The following is a 21391-nucleotide window of genomic DNA, read 5'->3' on the forward strand; positions in this document are numbered from 1 at the left end:
CATGTATAGCAGAATATTAGGCACTGGCAGCTATCTGCCAGAGCAGGTTCGTACCAATGCGGATCTGGAGAAAATGGTGGATACCAGCGATGAGTGGATTGTCGCTCGCACTGGTATTCGTGAGCGTCGCATCGCGGCAGAAGAGGAAACAGTCGCAGTAATGGGGTATCACGCTGCAAGCCGTGCGATGGAAATGGCCGGTGTTGCGGCTGACGAGATTGATTTAATTATTGTTGCGACAACCTCAGCCAGCCATGCTTTTCCGTCTGCAGCCTGTCAGGTACAGGGCATGCTTGGCGTCAAAGGGTGCCCGGCATTTGATCTTGCGGCGGCCTGTTCCGGTTTTGTCTATGCCTTGAGTGTGGCGGATCAACACATCAAAACCGGTATGGCGAAGAAGGTTCTGGTTATCGGTGCGGATGCGCTGTCCCATAAGTGCGACCCGCAAGACCGTTCCACCATCATTTTATTTGGTGATGGTGCAGGGGCCGTTGTGCTGGGCGCCAGTGAAGAAGCCGGTATCATTTCTACCCATCTACATGCAGATGGCCATTTTGGCGGTTTGCTCAGTTTGGCTGTGCCTGAACACGGTGAGACATTTGATTGTAATAAATGGCTCTACATGGCAGGCAATGAAGTCTTCAAAGTGGCCGTCACTCAGCTGTCGAATCTGGTGACGGATACACTGGCCGCCAATAATATGGAAAAATCCGATTTGGACTGGCTGGTGCCGCATCAGGCCAATTTGCGCATTATTACGGCGACGGCGAAAAAGCTGTCAATGTCGATGGATCAGGTTGTCGTGACTTTGGATAAGCAAGGGAACACGTCAGCGGCAACGGTGCCGGCCGCGCTGGATGAAGCCGTACGAGACGGCCGCATCCAGCGGGGACAGACACTGTTGCTGGAAGCCTTTGGTGGTGGATTCACCTGGGGTTCGGCACTGGTGAAATTCTGATAGAACCGCACGTTTTTTACTATGAGGCACAGGCGGAATTAATCAATAGTCGCCTGATTACCGCATCATTGATGGCATCTTGGATGCCATTTCTCTTTGTATAAGGATTCTCGAATGTCTAAGTTCGCGATTGTTTTCCCTGGTCAGGGGTCTCAGGCTGTTGGCATGCTGGCTGAACTGGCTGAGCAGTATGAAAGCGTACAGCAAACTTTTGCACAAGCATCTGATGCCCTGGGTTATGACCTGTGGGCGCTGATTCAGAATGGCCCGGCCGAAGATCTGAACCAGACTCACCGCACTCAGCCTGCTCTTTTGGCGGCTTCGGTTGCTATCTGGCGTGTCTGGCAGCAAGAAGGGGGCGCACAGCCTGCTGTTCTGGCCGGCCATAGTCTGGGCGAATATTCTGCATTGGTTTGTGCTGGTGTGCTGGATTTTAGCGATGCTATTAAGCTGGTTGAGCTGCGCGGCCAACTGATGCAAGAAGCGGTACCAGCCGGTGTGGGTGCTATGTCGGCTATCATTGGTCTGGACAATGACGCTATTGCTAAAGCGTGCGAAGAAGCGGCTCAGGGCGAGGTGGTTGCACCGGTTAACTTTAATTCACCGGGTCAGGTTGTTATTGCAGGGCATAAAGCGGCAGTGGAACGTGCGAACGATCTGTGTAAAGCCGCAGGCGCGAAACGCGCACTGCCGTTGCCTGTGTCTGTACCGTCTCATTGCGCGTTAATGAAACCAGCTGCCGATAAACTGGCCGTGGCGCTTGAGTCAGTCACTTTCAATCCGCCGGTTATTCCAGTGATTAACAATGCGGACGTCGCGACTGAAACCGACCCGGCAGCGATCAAGCTGGCGCTGGTTAAACAGCTCTATGGCCCTGTGCGCTGGACAGAATCTGTCGAGCGTATGGCCGCTGAAGGTATCGAACTGCTGCTGGAAGTGGGGCCAGGCAAAGTGCTGACAGGTCTGACTAAGCGCATTGATAAATCGCTCAATGGCGCTGCTGTGAATGATCCAGCCAGCCTGGCAGCGGCTAAATAATCTGACGTTGTCGCGATAGCTGCTGGTCAGTACGCGGCAAACCGAATAATCAGCCTGTAAACAATGACAGGCTATATAAAGAGGAAAAAACATGAGCCTGGAAGGTAAAGTTGCTCTGGTCACCGGCGCAAGCCGTGGCATCGGCCGTGCGATCGCAGAAATCCTGGTTGAACGTGGTGCAACCGTAGTCGGCACTGCCACTTCTGAAAGTGGCGCGGAAGCGATTAGCGCTTACCTGGGTGATAAAGGTAAAGGTCTGGCACTGAATGTGACTTCTCCTGAGTCTATTGATGCAGTACTGAAGCAGATCAAAGAAGAATTTGGTGATGTTGATATTCTGGTGAACAACGCCGGTATTACGCGCGATAACCTGCTGATGCGAATGAAAGATGACGAATGGCAGGATATCATCAACACTAACCTGACCTCGATTTTCCGTCTGTCTAAAGCTGTGCTACGTTCAATGATGAAAAAGCGTTATGGGCGTATTATCAGCATTGGTTCTGTGGTCGGTACTATGGGTAATGCGGGTCAGGCAAACTATTCAGCGGCAAAAGCCGGTGTGATCGGTTTCACTAAATCCATGGCACGCGAAGTGGCTTCACGGGGTATCACAGTGAACGCTGTGGCACCTGGTTTCATTGAAACGGATATGACCAAAGCTCTGAATGATGAGCAACGTGCCTCTACGTTGTCTGCTGTGCCTGCGGGACGTTTAGGCGAGCCGCGTGAAATTGCAGCAGCTGTTGCATTTCTAGCCTCTGACGATGCTGGTTACGTTACAGGCGAAACCCTGCACGTTAATGGCGGCATGTACATGATTTAAGCAAAAAAGTTGAAATCTTTTTGGATGCAGGTCAAACTCACGTAGATTTGACGCAGAATCGTGGTTTGACCAGCACCCTGAGTGTTGCAACTTTTACAGTAATGAATAAACTACAGCAAATCGCAATAGCGAACTCTTGTTAAGGAAATAGATTAGTATGAGCAACATCGAAGAACGCGTAAAAAAAATCATCGTTGAGCAGCTGGGCGTAGATGAGTCTGAAGTAAAGAACGAAGCTTCTTTTGTTGACGATCTGGGTGCTGACTCTCTGGATACTGTTGAGCTGGTAATGGCTCTGGAAGAAGAATTCGACACAGAAATTCCAGATGAAGAAGCTGAGAAAATTACTACAGTTCAGGCAGCTATCGACTACGTTGTAAGCGCTTCTGCTGAGTAATCTCAAGAACACTTCCAGGCGGTCTCCATGACCGCCTGATTTTCATTTGTAAATCCTTATTTAATACTTCAGTTCCCGGAGAATAAATCGTGTCTAAGCGTCGCGTAGTTGTAACTGGCATGGGTATGCTGTCGCCGGTTGGCAATACTGTCGAATCTTCATGGAAAGCCTTGTTGGCAGGCCAGAGTGGTATCAGCAATATTGAGCACTTCGATGCGAGTGATTTTGCAACCCGTTTTGCTGGCATGGTCAAAGACTTCAATTGCGAAGATTACATGTCAAAGAAAGATGCCCGCAAAATGGATCTGTTCATCCAGTATGGCGTGGCTGCTGGTATTCAGGCGCTGAAAGACTCTGGTATTGAAGTCGGCGAAGACAACGCCAGTCGCTTTGGTGTTGCTATCGGTTCAGGTATTGGTGGTATTGGCCTGATTGAAGTCAACCATCAGGCAATGCTTGAAAAGGGTCCGCGTAAAATCAGCCCATTCTTTGTACCATCCACTATTGTCAACATGATTGCCGGTCATTTGTCTATCATGTATGGCCTGCGCGGTCCAAACATTGCAATTTCTACTGCCTGTACGACTGGCCTGCACAACATTGGTCACGCCGCCCGTATGATTGTATACGGAGATGCGGACATGATGCTGGCTGGTGGTGCAGAAAAAGCCTCAACACCGCTGGGTATGGGAGGCTTTGCTGCGGCGAAAGCGCTGTCTACCCGTAACGATGATCCTCAGGGCGCGTCTCGTCCTTGGGACAAAGATCGTGACGGTTTCGTTCTGGGTGACGGTGCCGGCATGATGGTGTTGGAAGAGTATGAGCACGCGAAAGCGCGCGGTGCCAAGATTTATGCTGAGCTGGTTGGCTTTGGTATGAGTGGTGATGCTTTTCACATGACTTCGCCAAGTGCTGATGGTTCTGGCGGTGCCCTGGCTATGGAAGCTGCGATTCGTGATGCTGCTATTTCGCAAGATCAGATTGGCTATGTGAATGCACACGGTACCTCTACACCGGCTGGTGACGTTGCTGAAACACTGGGCATTAAACGTGCCTTGGGTGCAGCGGCAGACAAGGTGCTTGTGTCTTCAACTAAGTCAATGACTGGTCACTTGCTGGGCGCAGCAGGTTCTGTGGAATCCATTATTACTGTTATGTCTCTGGTTGATCAGGCGGTACCGCCAACTATCAACCTGGAGAATCCAGACGAAGGTTGCGACCTGGATTATGTCCCGGGTGAAGCCCGTCAGGTTTCGATGGAGTACGCACTGTGTAACTCCTTCGGATTCGGCGGCACGAATGGCTCCTTGCTGTTCAAGAAAATCTAAGTCGATTCTGTTATGCTAGACGGCCCGGTCATCTAACCGGGCCGTTTTTTTATGGGGGTCGCAATGGTGTGGATCAACAGTGTTGCAAAGGGTTATGTGGAACAAGACACGGTTGATGTGTCTGCTCGTGCTTTGCAGTACGGCGACGGTTGTTTTACGACTGTGCTGGTTGAACACAGTGAACCCAGGCTTTGGCATCTGCACCTTGAACGCCTGCAAACGACCTTGAAAAGACTGGACATTGATGCTCCAGACTGGTCGCCCCTAACAGATAAGGTGATGTCTCTTGCCAGGGGATACCCTGAAAAAGGGGTTGTAAAAATACTTATCAGCCGGGGTGCCGGAGGCCGAGGCTACAGCCCTGCAGGCTGCCATCAGACTCAGGTCATTATTTCCGACTTTACCTGGCCAGCCTTTTACGAGAAATGGCAGCAGGAAGGTATTGAGTTAGGAGTTTGTCAGCAGCGGCTCGGGCTTTCTCCCATGTTAGCCGGCTTAAAGCACCTGAACCGTTTGGAGCAGGTGCTGTTGAAGCAGGAAATTGAACGGAATGGCTGGCTTGATGCTGTAGTGCTAGATGCGAATGACCATGTGGCGGAAACCAGTGCCTCCAATATTTTCTGGCGTTGCGGTAATAGGCTATACACACCAGCTTTGGATCTGGCTGGGGTGCATGGCTTAATGCGGGCGCACGTCTGTCAGCAGGCAAGCGATTTGGGCTATTGTCTTGAGTTTGTCAAAAGCCCGCTCGACACCTTGCTTTGCGCTGATGAAGTCTTTATTACTAATGCGTTGATGGCCCTGGTGCCGGTCACGAAAATCCAAATGAGAACGTACACTGAACACAGTGCGTTAAAAGCGATAATGAAGAGGTTGTACACGTGCTAAAGAAACTGGCATTGGTGTTTGTACTGCTGGGGGCCATCCTGGCAGGCGGTGCAGGCTGGACGTATGTGCAGGTAAGAGCAAGTATTGACCAGCCGCTGTTAAAAAATACTGAGCCATATCTCACGGTCAGACAGGGCTCCACTTTCCGAGGCTTACTTTACCAGCTGACTCAGATGGGGATGATCGCCGACTCTCCCTGGGCGCGCTGGATCGGGCGAATCGAACCGCAACTGGCTCAAATTAAAGCGGGTACATATGCCATTGAGCAGGCACATACCCTGCGCGATATCCTGAGAACGGTGGCCTCGGGCAAAGAACACCAGTTTGCGATCACCTTACTGGAGGGCGGCCGTTTTTCCGACTGGCTGGCTGAGCTGGAAAATGCCCCAATGCTGAAGAACGACACTTCCCAGATGACAGAGCAGGATATCGCCAAAGCTATCGGCGCCGATGTCGATAAGCTGGAAGGGTATCTGTTACCTGAAACCTATCACTATACAGCGGGCACATCTGATCTGGCTTTGCTCAAGCGCGCTTATAAGCATATGACGGAGCTGCTTGATAATGCCTGGAAAGAGCGGGACGATTCGATTCCGCTCAATAATCCATACGAAGTCTTGATTATGGCTTCCATTATCGAGAAAGAAACGGCGGTTGATGAAGAGCGGGCTAAAGTGTCATCTGTCTTTATGAATCGTCTGCACAAAGGGATGCGTCTTCAAACGGATCCGACGGTGATTTATGGCTTAGGGGAGAAATTTGACGGCAATATTCGCAGAAAAGATTTGCGAACACCGACACCCTATAACACCTATACCATAGACGGCTTACCACCCACACCTATTGCTATGCCAAGCGCGGCCTCTGTGATTGCCGCGGTGAAACCTGCCCAGACAGGTTACTACTATTTTGTGGCCGACGGAAAAGGTGGCCATACTTTCTCAACAACATTAAGCGAGCATAATCGTGCTGTTCGCCATTATCTGAAGATATTAAAACAATAAATGAACGGAAAATTTATCGTCATCGAAGGCCTGGAAGGGGCGGGTAAAAGTACCGCGATTGCAACCGTGCTGGACACGCTCGCGGCACGGGGGATCACCGACATTCAGTCTACCCGCGAACCAGGCGGGACTCCCCTGGCAGAACAAATGCGAGCGCTGGTGAAAGAAGGGCACCCGGAAGAGCCATTAACAGATATGGCTGAGTTGTTGTTGCTGTATGCGGCGCGCAGCCAACTGGTAGAAAATGTTATTAAGCCTGCGCTGCGTGCAGGTCACTGGGTGGTGGGCGATCGTCATGATATGTCGTCGCAGGCTTACCAGGGCGGCGGCAGGGGATTTGACCCTGAGCTGATGTCTGGGATCAAAACCATGGTGCTTGGCGATTTTGAACCGGATCTGACCATTTACATGGACATTGACCCAGAGCTTGGTTTGTCACGGGCTCGGGGACGCGGGGCTTTGGATCGCATTGAAAAAATGGATCTGTCTTTCTTCGAACGAACCCGGGAGCGGTTTTTAGCGCTGTCACGTAATAACCGCAAAGTGGTGATTATTGATGCGTCCCAATCACTGGAAGCTGTGACGTCGGATATCCGCCAGCAGTTGAATGCCTGGCTGGCTCAGCAGGAGTCAGCATGAGTTACCCCTGGCTGACAACGGTCTGGCAGCAATGGCAGCAGCTTTTGAGTCAGGATCGTTTGCATCACGCCATGCTGTTGATTTCACCTGCCGGGTGCGCCGGGGACGTGCTGATACGCCAGCTGGCAAAAACTGTGCTCTGCCAGAACGGTGTTGAAGAGTCCTGTGGGATCTGCCACAGCTGCCAGTTGTTTGAAGCCGGTACCCACCCAGATTGTCACAGTATCAGTCCGCAGGATGGCAAAGCCATTGGCGTTGATATGGTTCGTCAGTGTAACCACTGGGCGTGGGAAACCTCCCAGCTTGGCGGTAAGCGTGTGGTACTGATTGAGCAGTCAGAGCATATGGGTGAGGCGGCGGCGAATGCCTTGCTGAAAACACTGGAAGAACCGCCGGCAAACTGCCAGTTCATCTTAACCGCCACTGATCTGGATCGCTTACTGCCAACGATTAACAGCCGGTGTAACAAGTGGCGTCTGCCTCTGCCGCCTGAGCAGGATGTTAAGCGCTGGGTTGAACATAAACTGATGCAATCAATCAAACTGGAGGCTGTACGGCTTAACGGCAATGCGCCTCTGGCAGCCTTAGCGTTTATCGAGCAGGGACAGGATATCCGTCATCAGCATTTGCTGGCCGGCTTTCATCAGTTTCTGTCTCCCCCCCATAGTGGCCTGTTCAGTGTGGCTGACAGCTGCATGAAAGATGGCCACTTAAGCCTGAAATGGCTGAGCTATTTTCTGGTTGACTGCCTGAAAGTACAGCAAGGCGCTGAGCAGCACTTGATTCATTGTGAATCAGCACCTTTGGTCAGGCAAATCGCGGGGCAGCTGACCACGGTCACATTGCTGGCGCAAATAAAAGGGCTTAATGCCCTGATTCGGGAACTGGAAAGCCATCCTGGTCTGAATGATGAGTTGTTGATCTCTGACTGGTTGTCAGGCTTTATCAGTGCAACATAAATACACCGAAACGCGAGAGGATATTCAGGTGCTAGTAGATTCCCATTGCCACCTTGATAAATTGAATTACAACGAACTGCATACTGATGTTGCAGACGTACTGGCAAAAGCACAGGCTCGGGGGGTAGAGTATTTTCTGTCCGTCGGTGTCACCCTGAACAGTTTCCCTGCCATGATGGCGATGATTGCCCCTTTCGATCATGTGTTTGCATCTTGTGGGGTGCATCCGCTGGATATTGAAGCTGGCTTTGATTATGGCCTGCTGAGGCAATATGCCAGTGATGATAAAGTCGTCGCTATCGGTGAAACCGGGTTGGATTACCACTACCAACCTGAACTGGCCGAACAGCAACAGGATATTTTCCGTCAGCATATCCGTTTGGCGGTTGAGCTGAACAAGCCGTTGATCATTCACACCCGCATGGCGCGTGAAGATACCATTCGTATTCTGCGCGAAGAAGGCGCTGAGCGCTGTGGTGGTGTACTCCATTGCTTTACTGAAAGCCTGGAAATGGCAGAAGCGGCAATTGAGCTGGGCTTTTATATTTCCATTTCCGGAATTGTGACTTTTAATAAAGCTGCTGAGCTGAAAGATGTGGTGAGTCGTTTGCCTCTGGAGCGGCTATTGGTGGAAACAGATTCACCCTACTTAGCGCCTGTCCCTTATCGCGGTAAAGAAAATCAGCCTGCTTATGTTAAAGAAGTTGCAGAGTATATAGGCCTGCTGAAAGGGGTTTCTGCCGCTGAGGTTGCCAGAGTGTCGAGTGAAAACTTTTTCCGACTTTTTTCGCAGGCAAAACGCTAAAACGGATAAAAAAGGAGCTGAGGCTCCTTTTTTTAAATTAATCCAATAGGTTTTATCCATTTATTTTATTTTTTCTCTCCTTTTTCAATCTCCCCCCAATCTTTACCTGTCATTCCATGAAATCTTCGTTCGTTACATAAAGAAACATGGGATACAAAAGTGAAATATAATTACATTCGGCTGTAATGCCAAATGCTTGCATTAAGTATTTGATTTATAATTAATTTGTTTGATTTTAATGTGTTTTTTGAGTTGATTGTTAATTGTGATCTATGCGTCAAACTGAAACTTACTTTCATCTTCGGTTGGCAATATTGATTGATGTCACGTTATATTTGGCGCCGCATTTTATACTTATGCCGAACAATAAAAATGAGCGGTGCTAGCATTATGACTACGGGGGTAGGTCGCTGGAAACCGCTGAAACAAAACAAACATCTCACTCAGGAGCACAATATGTTTAAGAACTTTTTTGCTAACCTGCAGAAGGTCGGTAAGGCGCTGATGCTGCCTGTATCGGTTCTGCCGGTAGCGGGTATTCTGTTAGGTGTGGGGGCTGCTAACTTCAGCTGGTTACCTGACGTAGTCTCTCACTTGATGGAACAGGCCGGTGGCTCGGTATTCGGTCAGATGGCACTGCTGTTTGCCGTTGGTGTGGCTCTGGGCTTTACGAAAAACGACGGTGTTGCCGGTCTGTCTGCCATTGTCGGTTACGGTATCATGGTTGCTACCCTGAAGGTGATGGCCGATGTCATGGGTGTCGCCAAGATTGAGACCGGTGTGCTGGGTGGTATCCTGGCCGGTGGTGTGGCGGCCTGGGCGTTCAACCGCTTCTTTAAGATCCAGTTACCGGAATACCTGGGCTTTTTTGCCGGTAAGCGTGCAGTGCCTATCATCACAGGTTTTCTGTCTATTGCGTTGGGTGTTGTGCTGTCGTTCATTTGGCCGCCAATCGGTTCAGCGATTGCCACATTCTCTGACTGGGCTGCCAACCAGAACCCAGTACTGGCGTTCGGTATCTACGGTGTCGTTGAGCGTTCTCTTATCCCATTTGGCCTGCACCACATCTGGAACGTTCCATTCTTCTATGAAGCGGGTTCTTGTGTGACCAATGCTGGTGAAGCAGCACGTGGTATCATGACTTGTTTCCTGACTGCGGATGATGCTTCCCGTGCCGCAGGTAACGGTTTTGGTCAGCTTGCGGGTGGTTACCTGTTTAAGATGTTCGGTTTGCCTGCAGCAGCATTTGCTATCGCTCACTGTGCTAAACCTGAAAACCGCGCCAAGGTAATGGGTATCATGGCATCGGCTGCCCTGACATCTTTCCTGACCGGCATTACCGAACCTATTGAGTTCTCATTCCTGTTCATCGCGCCAGTCTTGTACGGGATTCACGCTTTGCTGGCTGGTCTGGCATATGTACTGACCAATGCTCTGGGTGTTGTACACGGCCATACCTTCTCGAACGGTTTCATCGACTTCATTGTTCAGATGCCTCGTGCAGAGAACGTGTGGACACTGGTGATTCTGGGTCTGTGTTATGCCGTACTGTACTACGTGGTATTCACTTTTGTTATCCGTACCCTGAATCTGAAAACACCGGGTCGTGAAGATGAAACGGCGGATGTTGAAACCGCAACGGGTTCTGAGCTGGCTGGTGAGCTGGTTGAAGCCTTCGGCGGTAAATCCAACATCACTAACCTCGATGCCTGTATTACACGTTTGCGTGTCAGCGTTGCAGACACCGATATCGTTGATCAGGACAAACTGAAACGCCTGGGTGCAGCCGGTGTGGTTGTAGTCTCTGGCGGTGTGCAAGCTATCTTCGGGACTAAGTCTGATAACTTGCGTACAGAAATGGATGAGTGGATTCGCAATCACGCTTAATCCGGTGTAACGGTTTTTCTTTAACCATAATTAAAGCCTGGCAGTTGCCAGGCTTTTTGTTGCCACTTCTAATCCACCGCCGATGGCGGCGGATTGTTACTATGGTTTAAAGCGACAGAAAAAACAGCATCAGCACTGGTACCAACAGGCTGAGAATGAATCCGCTGACTATTGCAATTGGGACGCAGCGAATACCGCCACAGTTTTGGATAATAGGTAAAGTGAAGTCCATTGCTGTTGCACCGGCATAGCCGATGGCTGTGTTAGGGAAGCGTGAAATCACGGCGGGTATCATGGTTAACGCAACCAGCTCCCGCAGTAGCTCATTCAAGAATGATGCGCCGCCGTATACAGGTCCAAGGCCATCACCCATCAAAATACCAGCCAGCGAATACCAGCCGAATCCTGAGGCCATCGCCAGGCCGTGATTCAGCGGAATACCCAGCAGCCAGGCGGCGAGCAACCCGCCTGGTAACGAGGTCGCAATAATCACTAAAGCGATCAGCATACCTTGCTTGTTGAGCAGGATCTGTCGCAGCGTCATGCCACTGTTGCGCAGCTGGATACCGATTAAAAACAGCAGCAGTAACAGAATGATTTCACTTGCCCGGTCAACCCAGCTCAAATCCATGTTCAGCAACAGACCAGCAATGAGCCCGACGGCGACGACCAATATCAGCTTGGCTGACTCCAGCAACATTTTGGCTTTGGGAAGCTGCTGGTGGCCATGCTCTGTTTTCAATGGATAGCGCTTATCAAGCAGCGGCAGTACCAGCAGGTTAGATGCGCTGATGCAGAGGAAGAAGGTGATTGTGTATAACAGGATCTGGCTGAGATTTTCTCCCAGATTGTCCAAACCGGCCAAGCTCAGTCCCATCAGTGACAGAATCACCAGCACCAGGCGTGATGTCTGCGCGTGAATAAACTGAAGTACTGAGTCTTTCCTGACCGGTATGAGGTAGCCAACGATAAGTGGCAGGAAAATAAAAAGCATTCCTGAAAACATGAGTATCCTTACAATACGTTGCCTGTTCTGGCGAAAAAAAGCACCCGGATACTGCATGGTTGGTGCAGTCCTGACAATGAACCTTTTTGTCAATGGGCTGTTAATGAAATCAGAAGCTTATCAGGCTGTTGAAGACAGGGTCAATAGAGCGCTGTGTGTCTACAGCGCTTAAGTGGAGGAGATCTGGCTGGAAGGGGCTTACTGATAGATTAAAAACCACTGCTGAGCAACACGTGGTTGATTTGGCTGTTAAATTCGTCATCGGGCAGATTGGTCAAAGTAAACATAACTTCTGCGCCAGCCAGATCCAGTTCAACTTCATGCTCGTCGATGGCGTCATCATCGTCTTTAAACAGTAACAAATGATTAGCCATGCGGGCGACATCCAGATAAGTGATGTCATCTTCTTTCTTGTGAGCAGGAAAAAAACGCTTATTACAGGCGACTTCAAGATAATCTTCGTCGAAGCCCCAGTGTTTCAGGATATCCAGACTGGATTTGTTACAGCAGTGTTCAAAGACGTATTTGGCAAAATTGATATCCAGAAAATTCCCGCTATCAAGGTAGTTTTGGTATTCATGTATCAGGCTGAATAAACCAATGTCGGCAAATAATCCGGCCAGCAGGGCTTTCTCTGGCTCAATTTTCAACTCTGGACGGTATTGCAGCAGGTTCTGGGTAATTAATGCCATAGAACCTGCCAGTTGCCTGGAACGGGTGGCGCTGTTTAATAACAGAGACTTGCATTCAATATCAAAGCTGCTGTGCAGTTTAATGTCCAAGACTGTTTTTGCTGTAATGATATCTCTGACACGGAAAATACCGAGCCGACTGACAGCGGTTTGAATATCGTGGCAGACAATGTTACGGCGATTAAACATCATGGTATTGGAGGTTTTTATCACAGTTGCGGCCATACCGGGGTCATTCAGCAATAAAGTGGCTGCATCACGAACGGTAGAGTCGTCTCTGTTACACAAGGTCTGCAGTTCTGTCAGGACGTCAGGAATAGGCGGTAGCTTCAGACGGTTTTCTTTGATCGCGTCCTTCACTAACGCGTGAAACTCTGATTGCAGGCCTGTCAAAATTTTGTCGTTTTCAGGTTTTAACCAGAAAAAAGATACATGCGGCATGAGGGAACGTTAACCTATGAGATTTTGCTTATTTTATCTTGGTCAGATGAGTTGAGTACACCAGACCAGGTGATTTTTGAGAACAATGTAAGGGTTAGTTGATATCGTCATCAAATAACTGGTTATTATCGAGTAGCTTGTGCAAAAAACGTGCAGTGAGGGCAGGGGAATCCTGAGCAATTAATAGCTGCTTATAGTGAACTTCGAGCGGTAGTGATTCAATCCAGCGTTGACATACCCAACTTAAGTCGTCGAATTCACTGATTGGATATAAGGCGCCAATTTCTGGCATAGTGGCGAAAAAGAGTTTCAGTTTGTCCACTAAGCACTGGTGTTTGTCTGTTAAAGGTGTTGGCGGCCATGCCCTGAATGGCAGGTAGTCAGCAATCAACAGGCGATCACTCTCATGCCTTACCGACAAAATCCGTATTTTCGTTTTACCTTCCACGACTATGCTGAGCAAACCGTTAGTTAACGCGTTAAAGTCCACCACCCGGACTTTGGTTGCGATGGCGGGAATGCGGGTAATGGTCTCGTCGTTCTCTTCTTCTTCACTGCGCATGCATAATGCAAAATCCCGCTGGCCTTCAATCGACTCTTTCAGCATACGCTGGTAACGCTGTTCGGTAATGGTAATTTCCAGTTTGCCTTCCGGTAACACATGGCTGGCAGAAGGAAACAGGGCAATATCAGGCATATCTCTTAATTCCTTTCTCCCTTTCTCTCTTAACCTTAGTCGTTATCACAGTGTAAAACGATCATCAGCAGCGGATATGACACAGGATTTTTTATTATTACTTATTGATAAATGCCCATAGTTACCTGAATTTGCATTCAATTTTTCTTAAGAACTTGCTCTGAATCTCATTTTCATCTGTACTTTGTTTCATATGTGGAATTTAAAATTTCTGTGTGACATTGTTGCATATGATAGTTGGCGTTGGTTTTAGATCGACAAAGAAGAATAAATTTAGGACTTATGTTATGTCGATTACAAAAGAAACATTCATAAATTACCTGGATACCTTTGTACCGAATGAACAGCGTTCCATGTTTGGCGGGACAGGTATCTTCGTTCAGGGGGCCATGTATGCTCTGCTGTCGAATGAAAAGCTTTATATTCGTGGTGGAGAAATGCTGGATCAGCAACTGCTCGAATTGGGCTGCCACAAGTTCAAGCATGTGAAGCGCAGTACGGTGGCAGTCGTGAATTATTACGATATCTCACCTCTGTATGCATCCCGGTTATCGCTCTGTAATGAGCTGATTCAAAGCTCAATCGCGATAGCATTGCAGGAAAAAACAGTCAAAGGAGCATCCCGTAACAAGCGGTTACGGGATCTGCCGAACTTGCGTTTGACCCTCGAAAGGATGATGAAAAAATCCGGTATCGATGATGTTGATATTTTTCATCAGATGGGGGCGGTGGATGCGTATCTGCAGGTAAAACAGACTCAGGGGAAAAATGTTGATCAGAAACTGTTGTGGATGTTTGCAGGAGCGATCGAAGGTTGCCATTGGACTTTGCTGAATGAATCACATAAAAGTGTGTTATTGCAGCAACTCGAACAGAAAAAGCAACATTACAAGCCCCCGCGTGGTGCTGAGCAACATCCTTGTGATTTTATCTAATTGATAACATATGAAAAGTGCTTATCCATGCCTTAAATCCAGAGGCTAACGGTAAAGCCTTTCGCAGAAAACAAATCCGGGTGTGTGCAAGCCGCCCGGATTTTTTATTTTCAGCGCAGCAATGCTCTGAGGCGGGGTCTCTGTCCTTGTCAGCGTCAACTATCTTTAATAGAGAAGATTCGGTTAACAAGATGCTGCTGTGAAGACATGAGAAATGAATGACCTGGTCAGGGTTGGGTGCATGGCCTGTTGGCTGAGTTACGGTCCTGTATGGGCTGCGGGCTTCGCTGAACAGCGCGAACAGTACAATGACTGCATACTGGAGTATGTTTCTGCCGCTGAGGAAGCGGCGGCAATTACCTGGCTAACCAATGCCTGTCGTGAACTGTATCTGGATAATATTCTGCTGACCGACAAAGACAAACAATACTATCAGTGCCTGCTCGAATTCATGCCGAAATCGAGCAGGCTTGAAGCCACATTGAGTATCAAGCAGGCCTGTCAGGACAGATTCCGTTCTTTCTTACGCTGATCAGGCCTCTGAGCGTTTTGTCTGGCTGAGCAAAAACAACAAAGCGGCAGAGACGACCACAGATGGGCCCGCCGGGGTATCATAATGCCATGACAGTAACAGCCCCAGCATCACAGCAATGCAGCCCAGAATGGCGGCAATCACTGCCATACTTTCCGGGCTTTGTGCAAAGCGGCGCGCTGTGGCTGCCGGAATGATAAGCAAAGATGTGATAATCAGTGCGCCGACAAATTTCATCGCTACCGCAATCACCATACCGACCATCAACATCAGTAATAACCGCATCAGATCGACGTTAACCCCTTCAACCTGAGCCAGATCTTCGTTGACTGTCATCGATAGCAGCGGACGCCATAATGCAATCAAAGCGGCCATGACCAGCGCGCCACCACCGTAAATCCATACCAGATCATTGGTTGTCACCGCCAGCAAGTCACCAAAAAGATAAGCCATCAAATCAATGCGGACATGATCCATGAAACTGATTGCGACTAAGCCTAACGACAGCGCACTGTGAGCGAGAATGCCCAGTAACGTGTCAGTAGCGATATAACGCTGCTTTTGTAAACTGACCAGAATGACCGCCAGAGTCAGACAGCAGATCACCAAAGCGAGGTTGAGGTTGATATTAAACAAGAAGCCCAGTGCTATGCCCAGTAATGAGGCGTGGGACAGCGTATCACCGAAATAGGCCATTTTACGCCAGACAACAAAGGAGCCCAAAGGCCCGGCTAACATAGCGATGCCAATGCCGGCGGCAAAGGCGGGTAGCATAAATTCAAGCATTGTTTTTTCCGTGCTGGCATGGACCTACCAGGCTACCGCCCAGATCGTGTTCGTGATTGTGGTGATGGTGATACAGTGCAAGTTGCTCACTTTGCTGTGTGCCAAAGAGCGCAACATAAGAAGGGTGACAGGTGATCGACTCTGGTTCACCCGAACAGCAGACATGGTGCTGCAGGCAGATGACATGGTCGGTTTTAGCCATAACCAGATGAAGATCATGAGAAACCATCATTATCGCGCAGTTCAGCTTATCTCTGAGCGACTGAATTAAACTGTAGAGTTCGAGCTGACCGTTGACATCGACGCCCTGTACAGGCTCATCAAGCACCAGCAAGTCTGGATTTTGCAAAAGTGCGCGAGACAGTAGCACTCTTTGTGTTTCTCCTCCCGACAGGCTGTGCATATTACTGTGTATCAGGTGCGCGCTGCTCGCCAGCGCCAGCGCATCCAGACGTTGCTGGGCGCTGTAACGCCCGCCTAATGCCATAAAACGATCAACGGTAAGCGGCAGCGTGTCATTGAGCTGCAGTTTTTGTGGTACGTAGCCAATGCGTAGCCCCGGTGAGCGAATGACTCGGCCAGATGTGGGCTTGCGCAAGCCGGTAATGACTTTCACCAGCGTGGACTTGCCTGCCCCGTTCGGACCTATCAGAGTGGTGATCTGGCCGCGTTCAAGCTGGAGTGAAACCAGATCAAGAATGTGGCGGCCTGAAGCGTTAACAGTAACATTCTGAAGTTCTACCAAAGGTTTGGTGGACATTGTACTGGCCATAAATGGGTGTGAATCTCGTTGCTATCGGTTGGTGTTATATTATAACATTATCGAACTTCTTTTCATTGAATATTTTTAGGGTAGGTAGATGTTGCGTTTTCGAGCCTGGTACTTTGCGGCAATGGTGTTGGTACCCTTTGCGGTTTCAGCAAACAATGTGCATGTTGTGACCACTGTACATCCGGTGAACCTGATTGTGCAGGAGCTGGTCGAAGGTGTCGGCCAGAGCGAAACTCTGTTGCCTGCCGGCAGCTCTCCCCATGACTATGCTTTACGTCCATCTGATGTGGAAAAGCTGAAAGCCGCGGATTTGGTGGTTTGGGTCGGGCCGGAGCTGGAATCTTTTCTGACCAAAATACTCAGTGGCCAGGAAAATGCGCTTTCACTGACCTCGCAAGAGACAATTACTTTCCGGGATTTTGAAGGCCATGAAGATCATGACGGTCACGAAAGTCATGAAAGTCACGAAAGTAATGGCGGTCACGAAGAGCATGAACATCATCATGATGGCATCGACCCGCACCTTTGGCTGGGCCCGGATCAGGCAATTCAGGCTGCAAAAGTGATCAGCACTGCATTGATTGAACTGGATCCGTTGAATCGTGCGCAATATGAGGCTAACCTGTCCCGGTTCATTGTCAGTGTTAATGAAACTGTACAGAACCTGAAAGAGCAGCTCCAGCCTGTGCGTGATAATGGGTACTATGTTTTTCACGATGCCTATGGCTATTTTGAGGAAACGTTTGGGTTACATAATCTGGGACACTTTACGGTTTCACCGGATCGCCGCCCAGGTGCAAAAACCTTGATCGCTATCCGCAATACGCTAAAAAAGTCACAGGTTAAGTGTATTTTCAGGGAACCGCAGTTCTCACCTGCGGTCATTAACAGTGTCACAAATGGCAGTGACATCAAAATTGGAACCCTGGATCCCATGGCAACGGATATTGCCTCTGGCCAGGGAGGTTATGTTCGATTCCTGCAAGAACTCGGACGAAGTTTTACCGAATGTCTTAAATAAATAACAATGAAAATATTTACGGTTGCAGCCCGGCGGTTTTATCAGCTCCCCCGTCAACACCGAATTGCGCTTGCTTCTACATCACTTATCGTTGCGGCTGCCCTTATGTGGCAGCCTTCTGTCGTCCACTCTCCCTCTTACGGTTCGCGCAGCGAATCGGAACAGCGGCGTGAAGTCCCGCTGCTGTCAGAGGAGCTCTTGTCACTGTCCGAGCAAAACAGTGAACCGCTTGGTGTTGTGCTTGACCCGGAAGACCCAGACTTTCAGGTTCCCAAAGATGAGCTGGAACAACAGTTGGATCAAGCCACTGATGTTGCACATTCCCACAAAGTGTCTTCCGGTGAAACCTTAGGTGAAATTTTCACTCAGTATGCGCTGCCTATTTCAGATATGTACAAACTGATTGAGGCAGATAAATCGATCCAGTTTCTACGTGTCGGACAAAGTATTGGCTGGTCGCTGGATGAAGAAGGGCGGATCGGCGAACTGTCCATCGAACGCAGTGCGAAACTGACGGATACTTATACCCTGACCTCAAAGGGTTATGAGCATAAGGAAGTGGAGCGCACCGGTGAGTTTAAACCTGTACGTTTAACCGGACGTGTTTCCGGCAGCTTCTATCAGTCGGCCCGCTCTGCCGGTCTGTCACCGACGCAAATTCAGACCCTGGTCAAAGCGCTGCAGTGGCGGTTTGATTTAGGTAAAGAAGCCCGCAAGGGCGACCGCTTTGCGATTACGCTTGAACGTGAATTTATTGACGGAAAAGCGGTGGGTCAGGGTGAGGTGAAGGCTCTGTATTATATGAATCGTAATCAGGAACTGTTTGCCATGCGTTATGACGATGGTGAGTTTTATGACGAAGAAGGCCGAAGCCTGAACCGGGCGCTGAACCGATATCCGACTCAGAAACGTTTTCGGATCAGTTCATCGTTTAATCCCCATCGCAAGCATCCCGTCACCCACAGAGTCTCGCCACATAACGGTACTGATTTTGCAACGCCTGTCGGCACACCTGTGGTTGCGACAGGCGATGGCGTGGTAGTTAAAGCGCAAAAACATGCTTTGGCGGGTAATTTCATTATGATCAAGCATGGTCGGGAATACTCAACCCGCTACCTTCATCTGAGCAAGATACTGGTAAAAGTCGGTCAGAAAGTCCGTATGGGTGACAAAATCGCACTGAGTGGGAATACCGGACGTTCCACGGGACCGCATCTTCATTATGAGTTGCTGAAATACGGACGTGCAGTGAACGCCATGAAGGTACCGCTGCCTCAGGCTGAGCCTGTGCCTAATAAAACCCGGACCGATTATCGTAAACTGGCGAATCGGGAACGGCAGAACCTGCTGGCGGTTATGCCGGGGTAACAAAGAAAAAACGCATCGTTTGATGCGTTTTTTTACTTTATAGACTGTGTGTCGCACCGATGGGGCCTGGCCCTCGTGCGTGTAGTGCTGGAGTTATTAACGTCTCGGTCGCTGTTCGCTGAGCCATTTATGCTGGCGTAAAGCCGTTTACTTGGCCGAACAGTAATTGCAATCGTTCAACCAGTTGTTGTTGCTCATCTTCGCTGTGCAGGCTGCCGTCGGTATTTCCCCAGACAGGTCCTGGCCAGGCAATATCTGTCGTAAAGCGGGCGATATGATGGACATGAAGCTGCGGCACTAAATTGCCTAAGGCGCCGATGTTGATTTTATCGGGGCTGAAATAGGTCTCAAGCAGTTGGGCGGTTGAGCTGGATTCTACCATCAGCTGCTGTTGATCCACGGCAGACATATGGTGAATCTCACGTAATGCGTCATATCTGGGGACCAGAATCAACCAGGGACCAATGGCTTCTTTTGACAGCAGCACACGGCAAAGCGGTAAGTCGCCAATCCACTGAGTATCCGCGCTTAGTCTCGGATGAAGGGTGAAACTCATGGAAATATTCCTTCTTTCTATTAAGTGCTTCACAAGTCAGCTATCAGGCTACAACAAAAAGCCATCGCACCGAGCAAGCTCACCCTAGGATAAACTAGAACGTATAAGCACGAAAGCGGCTTAATTATCTCAGAGTTATTGTTATGAACAAGCAGGAGGAAACCATGGCAGAGTGTGAGGAAGTGCTTACCTATTGGTTCGGAAATCTCAAAGGGGAAGTTACCGAACTAGATAAACAGGCACTGTGGTTTAAAGGCGGGGATGCAGTAGACTGTGAAATCACCGAACGTTTCAGGGATCTGGTCAGCCGTGCTGGTCGGGGTGAATTGAATGCGTGGACAGAAACGCCTAAGGGGACGCTGGCGCTGATTATTTTGCTTGATCAGTTCAGTCGTAACATCTATCGGGGGTTGGCAGCCGCTTTCCGCTATGATTCATTGGCACAGGCCATATGTAAACGCGGGCTGGCGAAGAATTTTGATCGTGCGTTAGCCCCTATTGAGAGAGTGTTCTTTTATTTGCCGTTAGAGCACTCAGAAGCATTGGAAGATCAGGAAGAGAGTGTGTTTCGTTTTGACCAATTGCGGCAGGAGGTCATGAAAGAGCATAAGCCAGAATTTGACGACTTCTATCAGTATGCTGTCAGTCATTTCCAGGTCATCAAAGATTTCGGCCGCTTTCCGCACCGCAATGCCGTTTGCGGCAGATTATCGACACAAGATGAGATCAGCTATCTGCATCATGGCCCGAGATACGGGCAGTAAATGGGTTATAAGACAGGCAGTACCCGGTTCCGGCCAAGATTTTTTGCCTGCAGCAGATACTTGTCGGCTCTGGCCAGCACTGCCAGACCGTTTTCTTTTCCTGTTTGTTCTGCAATGCCAAACGATGCAGTAATAGAGCTGACGGTATTTCCCGATTGTTTGTCCTGCACGGCAATGCCGGAGAGGGTTTTACGTAATTTTTCTGCTTTGTCTCTGCTTTGTTGCAGGTTAGTGCCAGGTAAGATAATAACGAACTCTTCGCCACCGTAGCGATAGGCCTGCATACCTTGCTCGCACCAGAATTGAAGGTGGCGGGCAACAGAGCAGAGTACTTTATCGCCCATTAAATGGCCAAATTCATCATTGAAGGTTTTAAAGTTATCAATATCCAGCAAGACCAGACTGAAAGGTGTGCCGTGCTGGATACAACTGCTGAGGTCTTGCTGAAAGGCGCGTCGGTTGAGTAGTCCGGTCAAGGGATCTTCGTTGGCACATTTGAGGCTGTCTTTCAGAGCTTTTCTCAGGTTCTCAATTTCTTTATTAGCGTTTTCCAATTGCTGGTTCATAAGCGTACTGGATTGATGCATGTGTCTGGATTCATCCAGTAATTCTTGTACCAAATCATTGGCTTCGTGCACGTTGACACCCTGATCGGCTTTCTGGCTCAGCCGCTGGCAGGTCCGGGATAACGCTTGATGGAATGCCTGCGTTTCTTTTTGAGATCCGTTCATGGTGTGGCAAAGTTCATCCATGATGGCTTGCAGGCTATGGCTTACCTGCCCTTGCTCACTGGCAGGGTGATGAGCCAGATGGGTTCGGTAAAGCGAATCACTCAGGCTGGGAGGACAATGCCCGTATTGCGCTAAACTCTGGTCTATGGCCTGAGTGAGAATCGGATTCTGATTCGTGGTATAGCTGTACCACAGTGCGTAATTCACCGGTGTCGTCGGGACTTTATGTTTGATCATCAGTGGAATGGCTTTACGCAAGGTCTGAGTTGACGTGAGAAATTCGTCAGTCATACCGTCGTCGGTTTCGTGTGAGTCATTGAGGCTCATTGCAACATTCCATGTAACAGAAAAAGGCCGGTAT

Annotated in this window: 23 protein-coding genes; 16 read left to right on the forward strand and 7 right to left on the reverse strand. The window is 49.3% G+C overall.

The genetic code is table 11. From position 1 onward, the window contains the following. Position 1: 1 nt before the first annotated feature. The 11 genes from KCG43_RS01815 to ptsG all read left to right on the forward strand — a co-directional run bounded on the left by KCG43_RS01815 (position 2) and on the right by ptsG (position 10729). On the forward strand, positions 2-958 hold the full coding sequence (locus KCG43_RS01815; RefSeq protein ID WP_192015197.1) for a beta-ketoacyl-ACP synthase III: 957 nt from the start codon (positions 2-4) through the stop codon (positions 956-958). 114 nt (positions 959-1072) lie between these two features. Further along, on the forward strand, positions 1073-1996 hold the full coding sequence (gene fabD, locus KCG43_RS01820) for an ACP S-malonyltransferase (RefSeq protein ID WP_192015198.1): 924 nt from the start codon (positions 1073-1075) through the stop codon (positions 1994-1996). 91 nt (positions 1997-2087) lie between these two features. Beyond that, on the forward strand, positions 2088-2822 hold the full coding sequence (gene fabG / locus KCG43_RS01825) for a 3-oxoacyl-ACP reductase FabG (protein WP_192015199.1): 735 nt from the start codon (positions 2088-2090) through the stop codon (positions 2820-2822). A gap of 157 nt (positions 2823-2979) precedes the next feature. Next, positions 2980-3219 (forward strand): acyl carrier protein, encoded by a 240-nt coding sequence (gene acpP, locus KCG43_RS01830; RefSeq protein WP_027253507.1) that lies wholly within the window; start codon positions 2980-2982, stop codon positions 3217-3219. Positions 3220-3308: 89 nt separating this feature from the next. After that, positions 3309-4547 (forward strand): beta-ketoacyl-ACP synthase II, encoded by a 1239-nt coding sequence (gene fabF / locus KCG43_RS01835; protein WP_192015200.1) that lies wholly within the window; start codon positions 3309-3311, stop codon positions 4545-4547. 63 nt (positions 4548-4610) lie between these two features. Next, the gene (gene pabC, locus KCG43_RS01840) at positions 4611-5435 is read left to right on the forward strand and encodes an aminodeoxychorismate lyase (RefSeq protein ID WP_192015201.1); all 825 of its coding nucleotides are present in this window, start codon (positions 4611-4613) and stop codon (positions 5433-5435) included. Beyond that, entirely contained in the window at positions 5429-6439 is a 1011-nt protein-coding gene (mltG, locus tag KCG43_RS01845; protein WP_218382977.1) for an endolytic transglycosylase MltG, read from the forward strand. The genes pabC and mltG overlap by 7 nt, the downstream gene beginning before the upstream one ends. After that, positions 6440-7078, forward strand: a complete 639-nt coding sequence (gene tmk, locus KCG43_RS01850) for a dTMP kinase (protein WP_192015203.1) — start codon at positions 6440-6442, stop codon at positions 7076-7078. It begins immediately after the preceding gene. Then, complete coding sequence (gene holB / locus KCG43_RS01855; RefSeq protein ID WP_218382983.1) at positions 7075-8037, forward strand: DNA polymerase III subunit delta'; 963 nt, start codon at positions 7075-7077, stop codon at positions 8035-8037. Before tmk ends, holB begins: the two co-directional genes overlap by 4 nt. 28 nt (positions 8038-8065) lie before the next feature. Next, positions 8066-8842: a TatD family hydrolase gene (locus KCG43_RS01860; RefSeq protein WP_192015205.1), complete on the forward strand. Its 777-nt coding sequence runs from the start codon at positions 8066-8068 to the stop codon at positions 8840-8842. Between the two features lie 456 nt (positions 8843-9298). Further along, complete coding sequence (gene ptsG / locus KCG43_RS01865) at positions 9299-10729, forward strand: PTS glucose transporter subunit IIBC (protein WP_192015206.1); 1431 nt, start codon at positions 9299-9301, stop codon at positions 10727-10729. A 106-nt stretch (positions 10730-10835) separates the two neighbouring features. On the opposite strand, the gene KCG43_RS01870 is transcribed toward ptsG, so the two are convergent. The 3 genes from KCG43_RS01870 to KCG43_RS01880 form a co-directional block, all read right to left on the reverse strand. Next, on the reverse strand, positions 10836-11735 hold the full coding sequence (locus tag KCG43_RS01870) for a lysine exporter LysO family protein (RefSeq protein ID WP_192015207.1): 900 nt from the start codon (positions 11733-11735) through the stop codon (positions 10836-10838). A 209-nt stretch (positions 11736-11944) separates the two neighbouring features. Then, positions 11945-12868 carry an HDOD domain-containing protein gene (locus tag KCG43_RS01875; RefSeq protein ID WP_192015208.1) on the reverse strand — a complete coding sequence of 308 codons (924 nt, stop codon included), beginning with the start codon at positions 12866-12868 and terminating at the stop codon, positions 11945-11947. A gap of 94 nt (positions 12869-12962) precedes the next feature. Then, entirely contained in the window at positions 12963-13565 is a 603-nt protein-coding gene (locus KCG43_RS01880) for an LON peptidase substrate-binding domain-containing protein (protein WP_218382984.1), read from the reverse strand. A 287-nt stretch (positions 13566-13852) separates the two neighbouring features. On the opposite strand from KCG43_RS01880, the gene KCG43_RS01885 reads away from it, so the two are divergent. Together KCG43_RS01885 and KCG43_RS01890 are read left to right on the forward strand one after the other, a co-directional pair. Beyond that, positions 13853-14500, forward strand: a complete 648-nt coding sequence (locus KCG43_RS01885) for a TfoX/Sxy family DNA transformation protein (RefSeq protein WP_218382987.1) — start codon at positions 13853-13855, stop codon at positions 14498-14500. 241 nt (positions 14501-14741) lie between these two features. After that, the gene (locus tag KCG43_RS01890) at positions 14742-15032 is read left to right on the forward strand and encodes a VF_A0006 family four-cysteine protein (RefSeq protein WP_218382989.1); all 291 of its coding nucleotides are present in this window, start codon (positions 14742-14744) and stop codon (positions 15030-15032) included. Here KCG43_RS01890 and znuB read toward each other — a convergent pair whose 3' ends face one another. Then, entirely contained in the window at positions 15033-15818 is a 786-nt protein-coding gene (znuB, locus tag KCG43_RS01895; protein ID WP_218382991.1) for a zinc ABC transporter permease subunit ZnuB, read from the reverse strand. Beyond that, positions 15811-16578 (reverse strand): zinc ABC transporter ATP-binding protein ZnuC, encoded by a 768-nt coding sequence (gene znuC / locus KCG43_RS01900; RefSeq protein WP_192015213.1) that lies wholly within the window; start codon positions 16576-16578, stop codon positions 15811-15813. Before znuC ends, znuB begins: the two co-directional genes overlap by 8 nt. Positions 16579-16678: 100 nt before the next feature. On the opposite strand from znuC, the gene znuA reads away from it, so the two are divergent. Both znuA and mepM read left to right on the forward strand, forming a co-directional pair. Continuing rightward, entirely contained in the window at positions 16679-17611 is a 933-nt protein-coding gene (gene znuA / locus KCG43_RS01905; RefSeq protein ID WP_370630655.1) for a zinc ABC transporter substrate-binding protein ZnuA, read from the forward strand. Positions 17612-17617: 6 nt separating this feature from the next. Beyond that, a complete protein-coding gene (gene mepM, locus KCG43_RS01910; RefSeq protein WP_192015215.1) occupies positions 17618-18979 on the forward strand; it encodes a murein DD-endopeptidase MepM in 1362 nt (453 codons plus the stop codon). A gap of 127 nt (positions 18980-19106) precedes the next feature. On the opposite strand, the gene KCG43_RS01915 is transcribed toward mepM, so the two are convergent. Continuing rightward, a complete protein-coding gene (locus KCG43_RS01915) occupies positions 19107-19535 on the reverse strand; it encodes an HIT domain-containing protein (protein WP_192015216.1) in 429 nt (142 codons plus the stop codon). A gap of 164 nt (positions 19536-19699) precedes the next feature. Here KCG43_RS01915 and KCG43_RS01920 point away from each other — a divergent pair, with 164 nt between their 5' ends. Then, positions 19700-20299, forward strand: coding sequence for a DUF924 family protein (locus KCG43_RS01920; protein WP_192015217.1), 600 nt, complete (start codon positions 19700-19702; stop codon positions 20297-20299). Between the two features lie 5 nt (positions 20300-20304). Here the strand turns inward: KCG43_RS01920 and KCG43_RS01925 are convergent, their stop codons facing one another. Then, positions 20305-21357: a GGDEF domain-containing protein gene (locus KCG43_RS01925; protein ID WP_192015218.1), complete on the reverse strand. Its 1053-nt coding sequence runs from the start codon at positions 21355-21357 to the stop codon at positions 20305-20307. Positions 21358-21391 lie beyond the last annotated feature (34 nt).

It is taken from the genome of Photobacterium sp. WH24 (assembly GCF_019204055.1).
Taxonomy (GTDB): Bacteria; Pseudomonadota; Gammaproteobacteria; order Enterobacterales; family Vibrionaceae; genus Photobacterium; species Photobacterium arenosum.

Bases quoted from the DNA above. Each gene is read 5' to 3' on its own strand.
- KCG43_RS01815 (WP_192015197.1), top strand. From the start codon at position 2: ATGTATAGCAGAATATTAGGCACTGGCAGCTATCTGCCAGAGCAGGTT.
- fabD (WP_192015198.1), top strand. From the start codon at position 1,073: ATGTCTAAGTTCGCGATTGTTTTCCCTGGTCAGGGGTCTCAGGCTGTT.
- fabG (WP_192015199.1), top strand. From the start codon at position 2,088: ATGAGCCTGGAAGGTAAAGTTGCTCTGGTCACCGGCGCAAGCCGTGGC.
- acpP (WP_027253507.1), top strand. From the start codon at position 2,980: ATGAGCAACATCGAAGAACGCGTAAAAAAAATCATCGTTGAGCAGCTG.
- pabC (WP_192015201.1), top strand. From the start codon at position 4,611: ATGGTGTGGATCAACAGTGTTGCAAAGGGTTATGTGGAACAAGACACG.
- tmk (WP_192015203.1), top strand. From the start codon at position 6,440: ATGAACGGAAAATTTATCGTCATCGAAGGCCTGGAAGGGGCGGGTAAA.
- holB (WP_218382983.1), top strand. From the start codon at position 7,075: ATGAGTTACCCCTGGCTGACAACGGTCTGGCAGCAATGGCAGCAGCTT.
- ptsG (WP_192015206.1), top strand. From the start codon at position 9,299: ATGTTTAAGAACTTTTTTGCTAACCTGCAGAAGGTCGGTAAGGCGCTG.
- KCG43_RS01870 (WP_192015207.1), bottom strand. From the start codon at position 11,735: ATGTTTTCAGGAATGCTTTTTATTTTCCTGCCACTTATCGTTGGCTAC.
- KCG43_RS01875 (WP_192015208.1), bottom strand. From the start codon at position 12,868: ATGCCGCATGTATCTTTTTTCTGGTTAAAACCTGAAAACGACAAAATT.
- KCG43_RS01880 (WP_218382984.1), bottom strand. From the start codon at position 13,565: ATGCCTGATATTGCCCTGTTTCCTTCTGCCAGCCATGTGTTACCGGAA.
- KCG43_RS01885 (WP_218382987.1), top strand. From the start codon at position 13,853: ATGTCGATTACAAAAGAAACATTCATAAATTACCTGGATACCTTTGTA.
- KCG43_RS01890 (WP_218382989.1), top strand. From the start codon at position 14,742: ATGGCCTGTTGGCTGAGTTACGGTCCTGTATGGGCTGCGGGCTTCGCT.
- znuB (WP_218382991.1), bottom strand. From the start codon at position 15,818: ATGCTTGAATTTATGCTACCCGCCTTTGCCGCCGGCATTGGCATCGCT.
- znuC (WP_192015213.1), bottom strand. From the start codon at position 16,578: ATGTCCACCAAACCTTTGGTAGAACTTCAGAATGTTACTGTTAACGCT.
- znuA (WP_370630655.1), top strand. From the start codon at position 16,679: ATGTTGCGTTTTCGAGCCTGGTACTTTGCGGCAATGGTGTTGGTACCC.
- mepM (WP_192015215.1), top strand. From the start codon at position 17,618: ATGAAAATATTTACGGTTGCAGCCCGGCGGTTTTATCAGCTCCCCCGT.
- KCG43_RS01915 (WP_192015216.1), bottom strand. From the start codon at position 19,535: ATGAGTTTCACCCTTCATCCGAGACTAAGCGCGGATACTCAGTGGATT.
- KCG43_RS01920 (WP_192015217.1), top strand. From the start codon at position 19,700: ATGGCAGAGTGTGAGGAAGTGCTTACCTATTGGTTCGGAAATCTCAAA.
- KCG43_RS01925 (WP_192015218.1), bottom strand. From the start codon at position 21,357: ATGAGCCTCAATGACTCACACGAAACCGACGACGGTATGACTGACGAA.